Source organism: Nitrosomonas aestuarii, assembly GCF_003046585.1.
Taxonomy (GTDB): domain Bacteria; phylum Pseudomonadota; class Gammaproteobacteria; order Burkholderiales; family Nitrosomonadaceae; genus Nitrosomonas; species Nitrosomonas aestuarii.
Map to the genome: position 1 here is coordinate 17,581 of NZ_QAAE01000005.1, position 16,217 is coordinate 33,797.

Genomic DNA, 16,217 nt, shown 5'->3' on the forward strand with positions numbered 1-16,217 from the left:
ACCAGCTCAGCTACTATAAAGATTTTATGACAAATAGAAACTGTACTATAGCGTAATATTTTTAGCTTTAATTGAGCATTCGACACACTCTGGCGATTAATTTTTAAACAAGGCCTTTTTTGCCCCCTTTTATGCCTGAATAAACCAGCCTGTTATATGCTATAAATGCATGTTAACAAGAAAAAGCGTAATCTATTCTTTGTATAATCAATCAGTTTCTGTAACAATTACAACTGTAACATTTACCAATGGGAGAACCGACATGCATAACTTCTTTACACGCATTCCAAAGAAACTCTGGTTAACATGCATTAAACCAGCTTTAGTGAGTGCGTTGATTATACTCAGCCTGACGGCATGCGGTGAGACCAAAGATGCAGCAACGCTTATCTCAGAAGCTGTTGATTACCAGAAAAAAGGTAATGACAATGCCGCCATTATTCAACTGAGAAACGCCCTGCAGCAAGAACCAAACAATGTCAAAGCACGCTTTTTATTGGGTTCACTTTACCAGCAAAATCATAACCCATTATCGGCGGAAAAAGAACTGAACCGAGCATTGGATCTGGGCATGGACACCGGTACTGTATTGCCTGTTTTAAGCCAGGTACTTTTTGATTTAGGTAAGTTTCAGCAATTACTGGACACGACTGAACAACATACTGAAAACGGTTCCGACGAAGTCCAACTTCTTCGTGCCAAAGCACTTCTTGCAGTGCACAAGGCTGAAGAAGCTAAAATTATTTTTGACCAGCTTCTAGCCAAAAAACCCGATCATCCGGAAGCCTTAACAGGATTGGCACAATACGCCCTGCTCCAAAATGATTTAGTCCTGGCAACTGAGTACTCCGATCAGGCAATCGCCAAAAATCCGCAAAATTTGAGCGCATGGGTTTTTAAAGCAAATATGTTACGTGCACAAGGCAAATCTGAACAAGCTTTAACCGCTTTCGAGCAAGTCGTCGAGTTAGCGCCTGACGATGCAAATGCGTATAGCAACAAGGCTGACTTGGAAATCGCTCTCGGCAAATATGACGCCGCAAAAAATAGTATTGCACGTGTTCGTGAAATTGCGCCGGACAGTTTAATTCTCAACCATTCACAGGCATTATTGGACTTTAACCAAGGAAGGTATGCTGAGGCACTGACTTCCATTCAGACTTTACTTGGCGCCGCTCCCGAACATTTACCCAGCGTTTTACTGGCCGGCGCCATTCAGTTCTCGCTTGGTTCATTTACACAAGCAGAACAATATCTGGAACAATATCTAAAAAACATACCAGGCAATATTTATGCACGCAAGCTCATGATCAGCACTTTATTGAGCGGCAGAAAAACCAAACAAGCCATGGATGTTCTGGAGCCAACATTAACAGCAGTGCAGCATGACCCGCAATTATTTGCTTTAGCAGGTGAAGTTTACATGCAGTCCGGGGACTTCACAAAAGCGACTGAGTTTTATGAAAAAGCGAATGAACTTGCACCTAACAATGCCGCATTGCATACTGCGCTTGGGATGAGCAAACTGGCATTGGGAGACCGGGCACTTGCTGTCGCCGAACTCGAACTCGCAGCCGACTTAGACAAAAGCTCTCCCAGAGCAGGTGTTTTACTCGCACTTACTCACATTAACGCAAACGAGTTTGGCAAAGCGCTGTCCACGATAGAAGATTTGGAAAAAGCAGACCCCCAGAATCCACTTTTTCATAATTTGAAAGGTGGTGTTTACATTGGGCAAAAAGATTTCGATAAAGCACGCGCCAGCTTTAACAAGGCACTTACACTTCAACCGGACTTTTTTCCTGCAATTTCCAACCTGGCGCGACTTGATTTACAAGATCAAAAACCCGGTGTAGCAAAAAAACGTTTCGAAGACATACTTAAAAATGATGACAGAAACATTCAAGCTATGAATGCACTGGCAGGCCTTGCACTGTCCCAGGGCAAACCCGATGAAGCCACAAAATGGCTGGAACTGTCCAGTAATAAAAACCCGAATGCTGTGGATCCTGCAATTCGCCTGGCCACTCATTATGCACGCCAGGGTGACAAAGAAAAAGCGCTTTTACTCTCACGCAAACTCTATGGAATGCATCCGAATGAACCACGTGTAATCGAACTGCTCGGACAGGTGCAACTGGCGCACAATAATCATGCAGCAGCGCTTGACAGCTATGAAAAACTGGCTGCCGAATTGCCTGATTCCGCCGCTGCACAATTAAAAATAGCCGAAATTCATTCTATTATGAAGGATTATCCTGCTACATCGGCAGCATTAAGAAAAGCGCTATTTATCAATCCCGATTACGTAGAAGCAAAAGTGGCCATGGCCCGATTAGCCAATATTGAAAATAAAGAGAATGAAGCTATTGCAATTGCTCAGAAAATACAAAAAGAGCATGCTGGCTCCCCCATCGGTTATGAATTGGAAGGCGATTTATTAATGCATCAACAAAAATTTGAAATGGCAGCCAAGGCATATGAAAAAGCATTCTCGATTTCACAGACCACGCCCTTAACAATCAAAATATACACGGCCCTGAATCAGGCAGGCAGTGATAATAAAGCTCATGCCCATATTACACAATGGCTGTCAAATAATCCGGATGATGCGACTACGCGTCTGCTTCTTGCCAACGATCATCTATCCAAGAAGCAATATGCACACGCTACCAAGGAATATGAAGTAATTCTGGAAAAGAATCCGCAGCATTTAATCACACTGAATAACCTGGCGTGGCTTTATCAACAAAACAAAAACCCACGTGCGCTGGAATTTGCCGAGAAAGCTTATAAAATAGCTCCCGAAGCTTCAGCTATTCAAGATACACTCGGCTGGATTCTTGCAGAAAACGGGGAAATTGATCGCGCATTGCCTTTGCTTGAAAAAGCTGCTGCGAGCCAATCCGAAAATGCCACAATTCAATATCACTACGCATATGCCTTGACAAAAGCCGGCAATCAAACACGCGCACGTCAAATTCTTGGTGAGCTTTCTACATCAGACAAAAAATTTCCCGAAGCCAAGGAAGCTCAAGAGTTGTTAAAACAATTACAACAATAATTCAATAAAAGCAAACTCGCCGGAAAACGGACGCATACAACAGCACACCGAATAAACACAACTCTATGGCGAGACATGTTTATTCGGTTCTCCCACAAAAATCACTTAAAAAAAGTCAGCTAATCGCCGCCCATTCTTCAGGCGTAAAAGTTTTCATTGATAATGCATGTATTTCCTGTTTCATTTTGTCACCTAACGCCCGATAAACAAGTTGATGCTGCTGAATCATGCGCTTGCCTCTGAATTCGGCACTGACAATAACAGCCTGAAAATGATGTCCATCATTACCTTCAACCTGCACCAACTCACAAGGCAGCGAAGCCTCGATATAATGCTTAATATTATCTGCAGTAATCATTTTTTCTCTTCAATAAAATCAATGTTGCATACTAGATTATATGCCTTTCACAAAACATGCCCATAGTAAAAAGAGCTATTAATATAAAGGCATTATGCGGAAAAACATAACGCTTATATGAAATATATAGTCCGCATTTTAGACCAATATTAACACCGACATCGCAAGCGTAGTTGAATTCCGGCAATCTTTAAGTAGCATAATGGACGAAATGTACAAACAAGCACAGCACGTACAAATTATGATTTCCACATAAAAATAGTATAGTAAGAAGAAAAATTATACACAGCCGAAATGCTAGCTTGCGCAACAAGGCGCATCAACTTAAACCGCCCCAAAAACCTGCTCAAATAACGCATTAACCTATACTTTTAGCTTCAGTTACTAGTAGAGGGGATTACCGCATTATCTCCAGAGATAGATTTTTTAAGTAGAATATAGGTTTGTTGAAGACATAAACAGAAATACTAAAGGGAGCACTAAATGTGAACGTTTTATCAAAGCTCAAATTGTTAATCAGATTGATACCCCTCGCATTGATTCTCATCAGCAGCCCAGCAATATCTGAAAAGCCAAAGACAGGGTCAATTATGATAATACTGGACGAACAAAACCTTACAGGATGCCGATTGTTAGGTGAAGTCAGGGGCACATCACAAGATTTGGATGATGATGCATCCTATCCTGAACGGCTGATGGCCGCCAGAAATAATTTAAGAGATGAAACATCCAGGCTAGGAGGCAACACTGTAATGATAAAACATGCAAGTAATACAGCTCGCTATGGTCGCTATGAAGTTCCTGAAATTGATAAAATGATAATTTTTACCGGACATGCTTATAGTTGCAAGTAGACATAATTGCTTACGCTTAATAAAAAATCAACTTTCATGATTCATGTTTCTATTTGACTTGCCTCTTTGTGCACCGTCTGGATATTTATTGTTCAAAAATTCAAATTTGATCCGGCTATGCTTGAATATATTATTTTCGCGCTTATTTCTATAATGAACATATTCTGAGATATTCGATCTTTATACATGGGTTTAAACAAAATCACTATTCTAATATTTTGTTGTCGATTTAAATTAATCGGTGTGATATCCGTAACACATACTATAAAACAGACCACAGCATATCTTATCAAGGCCAGATTTTTTTAGATGATGAGGACTGCGTTTATATAGAATTTAAGATTATTTCTTTTTACCCAGATATTAACGTGCTTAATAAACTACATATTGCCACCTACAATATCCATAAAGGATTTTCCAGTTTTAATCAGCGCTTGATTGTTCATGAGCAGCGGGACTGTCTGCGCGATCTTAACGCCGATATTGTGTTTCTCCAGGAAGTGGTTGGACATCACGCAAAGCATGCCGCACGCTTTAATGACTGGCCAGACAGTAGTCAACATGAGTTTCTTGCTGATTCAGTATGGCCACAATCAATATATGGAAAAAATGCGATTTACGAATCCGGCCATCATGGTAATGCCATCCTAAGTCGATACCCAATCGTTTCCTGGGAGAATGAAGATATCTCTGCCCATCGCTTTGAAAGCCGCGGTCTGTTGCATTGTGAAATCCGCATACCCGAATGGCAGGAAAATCTGCATTGTATCTGCGTGCATTTAGGGTTATTCAAGAAAGGTCGGCACACGCAATTGAAGGCCCTAAAGAAACGCATAAAAAAACTAGTTCCTCCGCATGCACCGCTGGTAATTGCCGGTGACTTTAATGACTGGAGGGAAATGACAGGCCCTATGCTGGCGAATGCGCTTGACTTAACTGAAGTCTTTGAGTTTACGCACGGCAGAGCTGCGCGCAGTTTTCCGTCTGCATTACCAATATTACGGCTTGACCGCATTTACGTGCGCGGATTCCATATAGAAAATACTTGTGTTCACCACGGTCATCCCTGGTCAAAAACCTCAGATCACGCAGCACTATCCACGAACGTCATTCGCAGATGATTCAAACGGGTTATGCAGATGGAAATAAAATCCGACTTTTGCATAATGGCAGCGAATATTTCACGGCATTAGAACAAGCTATTGATACTGCAGAACTTGAAATCCATTTTGAAACTTATATTTTCAAAAATGACCTGATTGGACACAAAATTGCTGCGGCCCTTATACGTGCTGCGAAAAGAGGCGTATCAGTCTACTTACTCATTGATGGGTTCGGCTCTTATATGCTGCCGGATTCTTTTATTCAACGTATGCTTGATGCTAATGTTAAGGTACTGGTTTATAGACGTGAAGTACTTTTCTTCAAGTTGCGCCGCTATCGATTGCGACGCATGCATCGGAAACTTGTCGTTATTGATGCGTGTATTGCTTTTGTAGGCGGCATTAATATTATCGATGATTTTGAGCAACTCCGAGATGAGCAAATACCGCGCTTTGATTACGCTGTTTTAATCGAAGGACCGCTTCTAAAAAAAATTTATGCAGCAACGCAACGTTTGTGGCTGATTGTCGCCTGGGCGCATTTTAAAAAACGCTGGGCAAATAATATAAAGTTGCAGCCTACCGGTGAACATAAAGGCAATCAGTTCGCCGGTTTTTTGATACGAGATAACATCCGCCATCGCCATGATATTGAACAAGCCTATCTAGAAGCCATCCATAATGCACAAAATGAAATTATCATTGCAAACGCCTACTTTCTGCCCGGTATCTACTTCTGTAATGCATTGAACAAAGCAGCCCGCCGCGGTGTCAATGTAATACTGTTATTGCAAGGCAGAGTTGAGTATCGATTGCAGCATTACGCAACCCATGCACTTTATGGAAACCTCCTAGATGCGGGTATTAAGATTTACGAATACAGCAAAGGTTATCTACATGCCAAAGTCGCCGTCATTGATCGGTACTGGGTAACCGTCGGTTCTTCAAATATCGATCCTTTCAGTTTGATGCTTGCAAGGGAAGCCAATGTTGTGATTCAGGATAAAATTCTTGCCAATCAATTAAGAGCGAGCTTGAAACAAGCTATTATCAATGAATCCACCTTAGTGGCCCGCACTGGCTGGCAATCAAAATCATGGCTATATCATGCTACCAATTGGCTCAGTTATTATGTGATTTATTATGCCCAGAGTATACTGGGTTACGGCCAAAAGAAAACGAATCATAACAGTAACGCATAATTGGAAATGATGCTGGATAAAGACAAACTGAGTCAGGAAAAGCTTGATCAAATAATCACAGCTGCCCGGTTAATGAAAACCGGAGGTGTTGTTGCTTTTCCAACTGAAACAGTTTATGGACTGGGAGCAGACGTGACCAATGCAACCGCCATTCGAAAAGTCTATGAAATAAAACAGCGCCCGGCAAATCACCCTTTAATCGTCCATATTGGAGAGATTGCCTTATTAAAATCTTGGGCACAGGCAATACCCGAGTCGGCATGGATTCTGGCCAATCATTTCTGGCCTGGTCCGTTAACACTCATCCTCAAACGCAGCCAACATATTCCGGATTACGTCACCGGCGGCCAGGATACTGTTGGAATTCGTGTACCCGCGCATTCTGTTGCACTTGCGTTACTCCACGCCCTTGGCCCTGACAAGGCAATTGCAGCCCCATCAGCGAATCTTTATGGCAAGATCAGCCCCACATCAGCCGCACATGTACGCGCTGCTTTAGACAAAAAAATAGATATGATTCTGGATGGGGGTGCTTGCACAATTGGACTGGAAAGTACAATTGTCGGATTTAATCGCGACACTGTCTCTGTACTCAGGCCAGGTGGAATTTCTGTATCTGCGATTGAATCTGTCTTGAATAAAACTGTTGTTCTATGCCAGAATACAAAATCTGCGACACGCGTTTCAGGTTCGCTCCCCGCCCACTATGCGCCCACAACGCCGCTTAGGCTTTATCCAACTGAAATGATATTTCAGACAGCACGCAGACTGTCGGCACGCAATTTGCGGTCGGTCGTTATTACCTGGTCTGACATTGATCTACCCGAGCTAAACGGTTCAAATATTCACCACGTACGCTTGCCTAATAAGCCGACCAGTTATGGCAAACATCTCTACGCAACACTGCATCAGTATGACCATGCAGCATTTGATTATATTTTAATGGAAACCCCGCCAGAACTACCGTCCTGGCTAGCCATAACTGATCGCTTGCAAAGAGCAAGTTTCTCACATATATCATCTACAATATGAATAAAGAAAAAACTCACAATCAATTAAAAGCTGTCCTTTTTGATGTTGATGGCACTTTGGCCGATACCGAACAAGATGGTCATCGCCCCGCGTTTAATGCAGCATTCCAAGAATTCGGCTTATCCTGGGAATGGGATATCCCTTTGTATGGTGAATTATTGCAAGTAACGGGCGGAAAAGAAAGAATTCGATACTATATTGAAAAATACATGCCCGAAGAACTTGCCAGAAATAATCTGGATGAGTGGATAGCATGTTTGCACAAAACCAAGACACTCCATTTCAAAAAACTCATGGAGCAAGGCGAGATTCCATTAAGACCAGGTGTTAAACGTTTAATTCATGACTTACGGGATCAGAATATTAAATTGGCCATTGCAACAACCACTACACCAGAAAATGTCACTTACCTGTTGCAATCCACTTTAGGCGAGAATGCTAACAATTTGTTTGATGTGATTGGTGCCGGTGATATTGTGCCGCAAAAAAAACCGGCACCGGATATTTATTTCTGGGTTTTGAATAAACTGAACTTAGAAGCATCACAGTGTATCGCGATCGAAGATTCTGAAAATGGATTATTAGCTGCACGTGCGGCCAATTTACCAACATTAATTACCGTCAACAACTATACATGCCAGCAAAATTTTGCAGGTGCAGTTGCCATATTGTCTGATCTTGGCGAACCGGATAAAATTTTTACACAACTTTCAAACAACTCCGTTCATTTTGATAATCAATGGATAGATGTTGATGCATTACGAAAGCTAACTGACACTTGACAAAGTAGTGTCATCTATCTTATACGTCACGAACCGTTGAAAGACATATGCACCGATCGATTAGGTCACAATAAAAAACCGGCTCACACAGCCGGTTTTTTATTGTGACCTAATCTACAAAGAGATTGTCAGAAATTCGGCATTATTATTTATTTCGCCATCTGTTTTTCACGAATCTCATCCAGCGTTTTACAATCAATACACAACGTTGCAGTTGGACGTGCCTCAAGTCGCTTCAATCCTATTTCGATACCACAACTTTCACAATAACCATAATCTTTCGATTCAATCTTGGCAATGATTTCATCAATTTTCTTGATCAGTTTGCGCTCGCGATCCCGATTGCGCAATTCAAGCGTCATGTCGGATTCCTGGCTGGCGCGGTCATTGGGATCCGCAAAAACTGTGGCGTCGTCCTGCATCGTATGCACAGCCCGATCAATATCCTGACTCAATTCAATTTTCATACCCTCCAGTATCTTACGAAAATGTGCAAGTTGTGCAGGACTCATATAGTCTTCATCCGCTTTCGGTTCATAGGGAGTAGCATTTTTTCTCTGTAGCTCTTGCGGCATCTTGAGTGCTCCTGTGCAATTTTTTGGTGGGTAAAATAAAATACACGCTTCAAATAAACAAGGCATTATACAACAATTTTTTTTCTGCGTTACAACACTCACTTAATGTCAACATGATGCCCCCGAGATGCATCTACCTATTATCTTTATCAACAAATGAAAGCGTTCTGACTATTGCCGATCATAGTGATTTTTATAGGATAGAATACCAGTTAAAAGTTGCACCGACATGAATATTAAAGGATAATGCAACGTTACGTTATACGCGCACTAAATGCTTTGGCAACTAAGGATAAAATACAATGAAAGCAGAGATACACCCCGATTATCAGGAAATAACCGTCACATGCAGTTGCGGCAATGAATTTAAAACGCGATCTACAATGAACAAGCCTTTGAGCGTTGAAGTATGTTCCGTTTGCCATCCCTTCTATACCGGCAAACAAAAAATTGTTGATACAGCGGGTCGTGTGGAGAAATTCCGCCAGAAATATGGCACACAGATTCCGAAACGCAGCACATCAGGAACCGGAACCAACGCCTCTTCTTAGGATTTTATTAAAAAATAAGACCGCCTTATCAATCTCATGCTCCCTGTGATTTTATTATATGCTGGGAACAACAGGCTATTTGAATAATTCCGGTTTTTATCTGGCGAGTGACGCCAATATATGAAAATAATAAAAAGGGAATGCATATGCATTCCCTTTTCAATGAATCAGTAATGCACCGCTAACCAGAAAGTTTCTCTATCTGGATCCGTCCAACTCACCCTATGTTTTTTATGTGGCGGTATATGAATAAAATCTCCTTCTTCCAAACGAACAAGTGTTTTATCAGCGAATGTCAGTTCTGCACTCCCCTTTAATACTAACACCCATTCGTTTTTTTCCTGGTCATACCACTCGCCCTCCGGAGAGCGATGACCTTTAGAGATGATTTTCTCAATGGTTACAACCGAACTACTTACCAGCGTCTCAAAAGCTTCCTTTTCGAGTTTAACGGGAATCGCTGCGAAAATATTTTCTGGTTTCACTGTGTTTACTCAACCCACAACAAACCAATCGGCAATAAAAACTAGAGTCCGATGAATACACAGGATCGATATGCAATCACTTCGATATCCTGGATACTCAGTAAACGATGATTCATCAAGCCAATCGAAGTCCAAAGAACAGAATCTAACGTTTCGTCACATTATATAGAACAGGCAACCAAAATTCTTTGCATACAAATATTGGATTACCTGCTCTAACGCTGTCCATGAATAATCAAAATTAATGATTTTTCACAAAATCAACTAATCTTTGATAGGTAAATAGATAATCTTGCCCGGAGAGGGGAGTGTGGCATTGTACACAATTCAAATCATTACTTTTTTCGGTTCCATCAGGGTTATAAACTGCAAATCCCCAGTTACCGGTTCGGTCTTCAGCTGAGAAACTCGCATCCCAGTCCTCACGTTTTTCCATCACAGCAACGGCTGCCAGCGAATCAATTTCAAAAACACCATCCTTACCTGCAACGGGTTTACCGTCTGCACTCTTTTTCGGTGTATAAATTTCCATCACAACAACTGAGCCGGATGCACTTTCCTGGCCCTGCTTATAGCTGTTTATTGTTGTTTCATTCGCATACAATTTAGCAACCTGAGTTTGATTTGCACGATTAGCTGTACTGTATTTTGTAAAAGATTTTTCATAGCCTTCCGGAAATTTAACATGCTCTGGATTGCCCCCACTATAAGCATATAACGGTGTCATTATCAGAATTGCAGCCACTATTTTCAAAGTAACTTTCATCATCTACTCCTTTTTGTATAGTCAATAATAAAGTCAACAAAACTTATATTTGCGAGCAAACCTTTACGCATTATTTGGCACCTATCTCGCCGATATCGATCACTAATCGTATTGACAGATACACCACCAACGCAGATACAGCTAAATGAAGCACAAATTGAGCAGGTTTCTCCTTTATTGCATCAAATAGCGTTTTATTTTTTCCTTCTTTCTTCATGAGGGCATATTCCGCGCGCATTTTGATTGTACGCGCTTTCTGATATTCATCTACAAGCGCTCTAGCTCGCTTGAATTGCGTCACATCTTTTAACCAGATGGCCGGCAGGGAAATACCCCAATTCCCTGCTGAAGTTTCATAATAATCAATATCATTGTCATCCAACAGTGTACGCACTTCATTCGCTTCATCATTCGAAACACCGTTGAGCTTGAATAAAATTTTTGACATTGATGAACCCGCTGTTAAGCTATTCGTACCAAGCAGAGATTTTCTGTTCAATTGATGCTATCTGTGCAATCGTTAGATTGTCAAGCATAAGTGATAAAAAACCATTTCCAAATGATCGAACTGTGTTTATGAAAAAATCAATTTTAATTACAGGCTGTTCGACCGGCATTGGCTATTGTGTTGCCAAGGCATTGCATGAGAAAGGTTACCATGTTTTTGCCACAGCGCGTAGGCCAGAAAGCGTACAAATGCTACTAAGCGAAGGTTTGCAAAGCTTTCACCTGGATCTTATGGATTCGAATTCTATTAAACTTGCTGTTGAAGAAGTCATGCGCCGCACGGATGGTCAGTTATATGCGTTATTTAATAACGGCGCCTACGGTTTGCCGGGTGCAATTGAAGATTTGAGTCGAAATGCATTGCGTGATCAATTCGAAACCAATGTTTTTGGCTGGCAGGAGCTAACCAACCTCGTGCTGCCGATAATGCGCAAACAAGGGTATGGACGCATTATTCAAAACAGCTCTGTATTAGGTTTTGTATCTCTCCCTTTCCGCGGCGCATACAATGCAACAAAATACGCTGTCGAAGGACTAAGCGATACCATGCGTCTCGAATTAAAAGGCAGCAATATTCACATCAGTTTAATTGAACCCGGCCCAATCAGCAGCCAATTCCGACAGAATGCAATCAAAATGCTGGCAAAATATGTCGATATAGAAAAAAGCATTCATCAGGAGCGATATCAAAACGTGCTCAAACGTCTTAACAAAGAAGGACCTGCCGTGCCCTTTACGTTACCACCGGAGGCTGTGCTCAAACGCGTCATACACGCATTAGAATCCGAGAAACCGCACCCACGCTATTATGTCACCTTCCCAACTTATTTATTTGGCATCCTTAAACGCATACTCAGTACGCGCGCGCTCGACGCGCTGCTCGCAAAATCCGGCAACAATAATTGAATGGAAAATATTAAATTAAAGCATCTGGATATATCCGCTCCTCATACTACATCTTCCAGACAAAAAAACACCTCACTGAAACAGCGAGGTGCAATGGCTTCGTCACGAACTTAACGATTTGCTATTACTTTTCAAGGCGCAAAATACAAAGAATTTATCTGTGTCTTTAAATAATTATTCGTACAGTTTTGTTTATTATGCTCTTCTTCAGAAACCAATGCCGAGATAACCACCTACTGTCATACCGCTCAGATTAATACCGTCTATTTTGCCAGCAGTCAATTGATAACGGCCGTCAATACCGACATAAAAGTTTTTCCAAATGTGATAATCAAGGCCGGCGCCAAACTGAACGCCTGGTACTATATAGGTAATGGATTCAGATGGCGGGCTCAGCACATGGACTGCCAAGCCTGCAGGAATAATCCAAGGCCGCAATTTTGAACCTTTAAAGAATTTGACTTTGGGTGACGCTGCCAGAGTAAACTGATTGACGGTAACGTGAATCGGATTTAATTCACCGCCTGCCAGCATGCTGGGCACATTACCAACTGCCCCGTTGCCCTCAACATTATGGCCAAACTCTTTATACTCAAACATCAGCTCTGCAAAAATAGAAGTATTTGGAACAATACCCCACACATCGTCAGTTAAACTCCAGTCAAGCCCTGCTCCAATATACCAGCCATTTCGATCAGCTCGATCCTGCGCGCCAATAGGCAGCACCTGGTTTTGGATGGTTACGCCGTTACGGTGATTCATCATATGTGTAAAACCGCCTCGAAAAAACAGCATACGATCTTTTTGGTCCACACGGCTAATAAGGGGGTCTATACGTTCTTCCAAAGCAGCGTTCGTATGTTCGATAGTGTCTACTTTCTGTGCAGTTTGGTTTGTTGTTTGTTCTATGCTTTTTACCTTTTGCGCAGACTGAGCAGTTTCAGATTTTATTTTTTCCAATTCAGCCTGAATAGCCTGCAGACTTTGCTCTAATTGCTTAATTCGCTGCGCAGCTGCATCATGGGCCAAAGCGTGCGGTGCAACCGTCACTGTAACCAACAAAAAGGTACTTGCTACAATAATGGCGGACAAATATTTTTTGTTAAAATTTTTTTTCATTCAACCCCTCCGTTTGTTGTTGCATTTGCTGATGTCGATGAATTCAATAGATAATTATGCTACGCATCGGTTAGCTGCTGAATTTTCAGGGGCTCTGATGACAAATGACTTTTTGCTAACCACATAATCACATAATCACATAATCAATAATATGCTTAAAGCCTGCCTGCTCCCCGCCACTCTATGCGAGAGAGTCAGTTTTATTTTTTCTCTCGATTTTTCCAATGCGCGATTAATATTTACGAATAATATTGGTTATTAGCTACAACAACTTTGACCTTAATCAAGGATTGCTTTGAAATAATCCCTTAAGAGTAAATTTATGATTCATATACTTTCAGTCGGATCTCCATTCCCACCATTGGAAAAAGCCTTACTTGAACCTAATGGCTTACTCGCCGTTGGTGGCGATCTCTCGCCGAAGCGTCTGATCAATGCATATCAGAAAGGTATTTTTCCATGGTTCAACGAAGAAGATCCCATACTGTGGTGGAGTCCGAACCCACGCATGGTGCTTTTTCCAGACGAGCTAAAAGTGTCCCGTTCTTTACAGAAATCGATAAAAAAAAATAACTACATTATTCGAACTGACCATCAGTTCACACAAGTCTTGCAAGCGTGCGCCGCGCCGCGCAGAAGCCAACCCGGTACATGGATTCATCCAGAAATAATTACTGCCTACACAGCACTTCATGAAATGGGACTGGCGCACTCTGTTGAAACCTGGATAAATAATGAATTGGTAGGCGGACTTTATGGTGTTGCAATGGGGAAAATATTTTTTGGTGAATCCATGTTTTCATACGTGCCGGATGCATCTAAAATTGCATTTGTACATTTGGTCAAGCAGTTAACACAATGGCAATTCGTTTTAATCGATTGTCAGGTTAAAACGGCACATCTTGCCTCTCTGGGTGCACGAGAAATTCCCAGAACAGAATTCAGCCAGTTACTGAACAAGTGGACTCCCCAGACAGACCAGGACAAGAAATGGAATTTCAGCAACATGAATGGACGACTCAATGAAAACGCTTAAATATCACACAACCCATCCATATCCTTGCGGCTATCTGCCCGAACGAATGGCGCGATCGGAAGTGATTGCACCAGATTATCCAATGGACACTGCAACCTATGGGAAATTGATGAAAAAAGGATATCGCCGCAGCGGCCATTTTATCTACCGTCCACAATGCGAACAATGTCACGCCTGCTTATCGGTTCGTGTTAAAGTTGATGCGTTTGTACCTAATCGCTCACAACGCAGAAGCTGGAAAAAACACCAGCATTTAAATGCCCGGCAACAAGCGCTGCACTTCGAAAAAGAACACTTTATGCTTTATCAGCGCTATCAGACTGCGCGGCACGCAGGTGGCAGTATGGATCATGACAGCAGTCAGCAATACGAAAATTTTCTACTGCAAAGCAATGTAAGTTCCAAGTTAGTCGCTTTTTATGAGAAAAAACAATTATGCATGGTCAGTTTTATCGATGAACTGCCCGATGGATTATCGTCCGTCTACACCTTTTATGACCCAGATATCAAACAGGCCAGTTTCGGTACTTACAATATTTTATGGCAGATTCAACTATGCCGAACACTTGGGTTGAATTATCTTTATTTGGGCTATTGGATCAAAGCGCATAATAAAATGAGTTATAAAACCAATTTTCAACCACTGGAAATTTTGAGGGGCAATCAATGGTTGCCATTTCAACAGATTATGGACAAACTATAATTCAGCATATTGCTTGCGAACAATTTTTGCATAAAAGCTATCGATAAAAACATGCTCTACTCAATGCTGCGCCCTTTACTTTTCAAGCTCGATCCTGAAACAGCTCATCACATTACTTTCAAGGCAATCGAAACAACGCTTAAACTCAGGCTAGTCAAACGCCAGGCGCTTATTTGCCCAACATATCAAGTCATGGGAATAAAGTTTCCAAATCCTATCGGACTCGCGGCAGGACTGGATAAAAATGGAGAGCACCTGGATGCCATATCGGCACTAGGTTTTGGTTTTATTGAGATTGGCACCGTCACACCACGCCCCCAGCCAGGCAACCCTGCACCGCGCATTTTTCGTATCCCACAAGCACGCGCAATCATTAATCGCCTGGGCTTTAACAATCAGGGCGTCGACCAATTAATCGAGAATGTAAAAACTTCAGGTTATAAAGGAATACTCGGCATCAACATTGGTAAAAACTTCGACACTGCTATTGAAAATGCGGTTGAAGACTACCGGATTTGCTTGCGCAAGGTTTATCGTTACGCCAGCTATATCACCATAAACATTTCCTCACCCAATACACAAAACTTACGGCAATTACAATCTACAAAAGCACTGAATACACTGTTGTCCGAATTAAAATCTGAGCAACGCAATCTGGCCCAGATACATGGCCAATACACGCCATTGGCTGTAAAAATAGCACCTGATCTTGATGCACCACAGATCGAATCAATCGCCACTTTGCTCATGGCACACCAGATTGACGGCGTCATCGCAACCAACACCACACTGTCTCGCAACGGAACAGAACACCTTGCAGCCTCAAAAGAAGCCGGTGGCCTGAGCGGCGCACCACTGACAAATCAGGCAACTGCGATCATACAACAACTCCATCATTTTCTGCAGGACAGTATCCCAATCATAGGTGTCGGCGGCATTATGTCAGCAAAAGATGCGAAGGAAAAAATGGATGCCGGTGCAAGCCTGATACAAATCTATACCGGCTTGATTTATCAGGGACCCGATTTAATACTTGATATCGCGAAAGTGATTTGCAACCCTCGCCACTAGACCCGGCACAAAAAAACATCGAAATTTGAACAAGGCGATCAGGCTATCGGTAGTTGTAACAGACTTTGAGACAGCCTGCTACAGGTTATTATCCTGTTTTTTG

At 41.9% G+C, this 16,217-nt stretch carries 17 protein-coding genes; 11 read left to right on the forward strand and 6 right to left on the reverse strand.

The window, feature by feature from the left end:
* Positions 1–262 precede the first annotated feature (262 nt).
* A complete protein-coding gene (gene prsT, locus C8R11_RS05820; RefSeq protein WP_107794888.1) occupies positions 263–3,064 on the forward strand; it encodes an XrtA/PEP-CTERM system TPR-repeat protein PrsT in 2,802 nt (933 codons plus the stop codon).
* Between the two features lie 115 nt (positions 3,065–3,179).
* On the opposite strand, the gene C8R11_RS05825 is transcribed toward prsT, so the two are convergent.
* Entirely contained in the window at positions 3,180–3,422 is a 243-nt protein-coding gene (locus C8R11_RS05825; protein WP_090702527.1) for a BolA family protein, read from the reverse strand.
* 590 nt (positions 3,423–4,012) lie between these two features.
* On the opposite strand from C8R11_RS05825, the gene C8R11_RS05830 reads away from it, so the two are divergent.
* The 5 genes from C8R11_RS05830 (at position 4,013) to C8R11_RS05850 (ending at position 8,395) form a co-directional block, all read left to right on the forward strand.
* Positions 4,013–4,276 carry a DUF4156 domain-containing protein gene (locus C8R11_RS05830; RefSeq protein WP_146159083.1) on the forward strand — a complete coding sequence of 88 codons (264 nt, stop codon included), beginning with the start codon at positions 4,013–4,015 and terminating at the stop codon, positions 4,274–4,276.
* A 368-nt stretch (positions 4,277–4,644) separates the two neighbouring features.
* Complete coding sequence (locus tag C8R11_RS05835) at positions 4,645–5,397, forward strand: endonuclease/exonuclease/phosphatase family protein (RefSeq protein ID WP_107794890.1); 753 nt, start codon at positions 4,645–4,647, stop codon at positions 5,395–5,397.
* Positions 5,394–6,581, forward strand: coding sequence for a cardiolipin synthase ClsB (gene clsB, locus C8R11_RS05840; RefSeq protein WP_107794891.1), 1,188 nt, complete (start codon positions 5,394–5,396; stop codon positions 6,579–6,581). The genes C8R11_RS05835 and clsB overlap by 4 nt, the downstream gene beginning before the upstream one ends.
* A 6-nt stretch (positions 6,582–6,587) precedes the next feature.
* Complete coding sequence (locus C8R11_RS05845; RefSeq protein WP_244907564.1) at positions 6,588–7,613, forward strand: L-threonylcarbamoyladenylate synthase; 1,026 nt, start codon at positions 6,588–6,590, stop codon at positions 7,611–7,613.
* Positions 7,610–8,395: an HAD family hydrolase gene (locus C8R11_RS05850; protein ID WP_107794892.1), complete on the forward strand. Its 786-nt coding sequence runs from the start codon at positions 7,610–7,612 to the stop codon at positions 8,393–8,395. Before C8R11_RS05845 ends, C8R11_RS05850 begins: the two co-directional genes overlap by 4 nt.
* Before the next feature lie 149 nt (positions 8,396–8,544).
* Here the strand turns inward: C8R11_RS05850 and dksA are convergent, their stop codons facing one another.
* Positions 8,545–8,970 carry an RNA polymerase-binding protein DksA gene (dksA, locus tag C8R11_RS05855; RefSeq protein WP_090702542.1) on the reverse strand — a complete coding sequence of 142 codons (426 nt, stop codon included), beginning with the start codon at positions 8,968–8,970 and terminating at the stop codon, positions 8,545–8,547.
* Positions 8,971–9,272: 302 nt separating this feature from the next.
* Here dksA and rpmE point away from each other — a divergent pair, with 302 nt between their 5' ends.
* On the forward strand, positions 9,273–9,521 hold the full coding sequence (gene rpmE, locus C8R11_RS05860) for a 50S ribosomal protein L31 (RefSeq protein ID WP_090702544.1): 249 nt from the start codon (positions 9,273–9,275) through the stop codon (positions 9,519–9,521).
* Positions 9,522–9,688: 167 nt separating this feature from the next.
* Here the strand turns inward: rpmE and C8R11_RS05865 are convergent, their stop codons facing one another.
* From C8R11_RS05865 to C8R11_RS05875, 3 genes are all read right to left on the reverse strand, one after another.
* The gene (locus C8R11_RS05865) at positions 9,689–10,006 is read right to left on the reverse strand and encodes a cupin domain-containing protein (protein ID WP_107794893.1); all 318 of its coding nucleotides are present in this window, start codon (positions 10,004–10,006) and stop codon (positions 9,689–9,691) included.
* 241 nt (positions 10,007–10,247) lie between these two features.
* On the reverse strand, positions 10,248–10,772 hold the full coding sequence (locus tag C8R11_RS05870; RefSeq protein ID WP_107794894.1) for a cytochrome P460 family protein: 525 nt from the start codon (positions 10,770–10,772) through the stop codon (positions 10,248–10,250).
* A 70-nt stretch (positions 10,773–10,842) separates the two neighbouring features.
* A complete protein-coding gene (locus tag C8R11_RS05875) occupies positions 10,843–11,220 on the reverse strand; it encodes a DUF6164 family protein (protein ID WP_107794895.1) in 378 nt (125 codons plus the stop codon).
* Between the two features lie 128 nt (positions 11,221–11,348).
* Here C8R11_RS05875 and C8R11_RS05880 point away from each other — a divergent pair, with 128 nt between their 5' ends.
* Positions 11,349–12,185 (forward strand): SDR family oxidoreductase, encoded by an 837-nt coding sequence (locus C8R11_RS05880; RefSeq protein ID WP_107795017.1) that lies wholly within the window; start codon positions 11,349–11,351, stop codon positions 12,183–12,185.
* A gap of 207 nt (positions 12,186–12,392) precedes the next feature.
* Here C8R11_RS05880 and C8R11_RS05885 read toward each other — a convergent pair whose 3' ends face one another.
* Positions 12,393–13,304: a hypothetical protein gene (locus C8R11_RS05885; RefSeq protein ID WP_107794896.1), complete on the reverse strand. Its 912-nt coding sequence runs from the start codon at positions 13,302–13,304 to the stop codon at positions 12,393–12,395.
* 322 nt (positions 13,305–13,626) lie between these two features.
* Between C8R11_RS05885 and aat the strand changes: the two genes are divergently transcribed.
* The 3 genes from aat to C8R11_RS05900 are packed head-to-tail and all read left to right on the forward strand — an operon-like array spanning position 13,627 to position 16,114.
* Complete coding sequence (gene aat, locus C8R11_RS05890; protein ID WP_107794897.1) at positions 13,627–14,340, forward strand: leucyl/phenylalanyl-tRNA--protein transferase; 714 nt, start codon at positions 13,627–13,629, stop codon at positions 14,338–14,340.
* Positions 14,327–15,043 carry an arginyltransferase gene (locus C8R11_RS05895; protein WP_244907565.1) on the forward strand — a complete coding sequence of 239 codons (717 nt, stop codon included), beginning with the start codon at positions 14,327–14,329 and terminating at the stop codon, positions 15,041–15,043. The genes aat and C8R11_RS05895 overlap by 14 nt, the downstream gene beginning before the upstream one ends.
* 51 nt (positions 15,044–15,094) lie before the next feature.
* Entirely contained in the window at positions 15,095–16,114 is a 1,020-nt protein-coding gene (locus tag C8R11_RS05900; protein ID WP_107794899.1) for a quinone-dependent dihydroorotate dehydrogenase, read from the forward strand.
* The last annotated feature ends 103 nt before the right edge of the window (positions 16,115–16,217 follow it).

Excerpts from the sequence above, each read along its gene's own strand:
- rpmE (WP_090702544.1), top strand. The coding sequence starts at position 9,273 with ATGAAAGCAGAGATACACCCCGATTATCAGGAAATAACCGTCACATGC.
- C8R11_RS05900 (WP_107794899.1), top strand. The coding sequence starts at position 15,095 with ATGCTCTACTCAATGCTGCGCCCTTTACTTTTCAAGCTCGATCCTGAA.
- C8R11_RS05845 (WP_244907564.1), top strand. The coding sequence starts at position 6,588 with ATGATGCTGGATAAAGACAAACTGAGTCAGGAAAAGCTTGATCAAATA.
- C8R11_RS05870 (WP_107794894.1), bottom strand. The coding sequence starts at position 10,772 with ATGAAAGTTACTTTGAAAATAGTGGCTGCAATTCTGATAATGACACCG.
- C8R11_RS05825 (WP_090702527.1), bottom strand. The coding sequence starts at position 3,422 with ATGATTACTGCAGATAATATTAAGCATTATATCGAGGCTTCGCTGCCT.
- clsB (WP_107794891.1), top strand. The coding sequence starts at position 5,394 with ATGATTCAAACGGGTTATGCAGATGGAAATAAAATCCGACTTTTGCAT.
- C8R11_RS05850 (WP_107794892.1), top strand. The coding sequence starts at position 7,610 with ATGAATAAAGAAAAAACTCACAATCAATTAAAAGCTGTCCTTTTTGAT.
- prsT (WP_107794888.1), top strand. The coding sequence starts at position 263 with ATGCATAACTTCTTTACACGCATTCCAAAGAAACTCTGGTTAACATGC.
- C8R11_RS05895 (WP_244907565.1), top strand. The coding sequence starts at position 14,327 with ATGAAAACGCTTAAATATCACACAACCCATCCATATCCTTGCGGCTAT.
- C8R11_RS05875 (WP_107794895.1), bottom strand. The coding sequence starts at position 11,220 with ATGTCAAAAATTTTATTCAAGCTCAACGGTGTTTCGAATGATGAAGCG.
- C8R11_RS05830 (WP_146159083.1), top strand. The coding sequence starts at position 4,013 with ATGATAATACTGGACGAACAAAACCTTACAGGATGCCGATTGTTAGGT.
- aat (WP_107794897.1), top strand. The coding sequence starts at position 13,627 with ATGATTCATATACTTTCAGTCGGATCTCCATTCCCACCATTGGAAAAA.
- dksA (WP_090702542.1), bottom strand. The coding sequence starts at position 8,970 with ATGCCGCAAGAGCTACAGAGAAAAAATGCTACTCCCTATGAACCGAAA.
- C8R11_RS05880 (WP_107795017.1), top strand. The coding sequence starts at position 11,349 with ATGAAAAAATCAATTTTAATTACAGGCTGTTCGACCGGCATTGGCTAT.
- C8R11_RS05885 (WP_107794896.1), bottom strand. The coding sequence starts at position 13,304 with ATGAAAAAAAATTTTAACAAAAAATATTTGTCCGCCATTATTGTAGCA.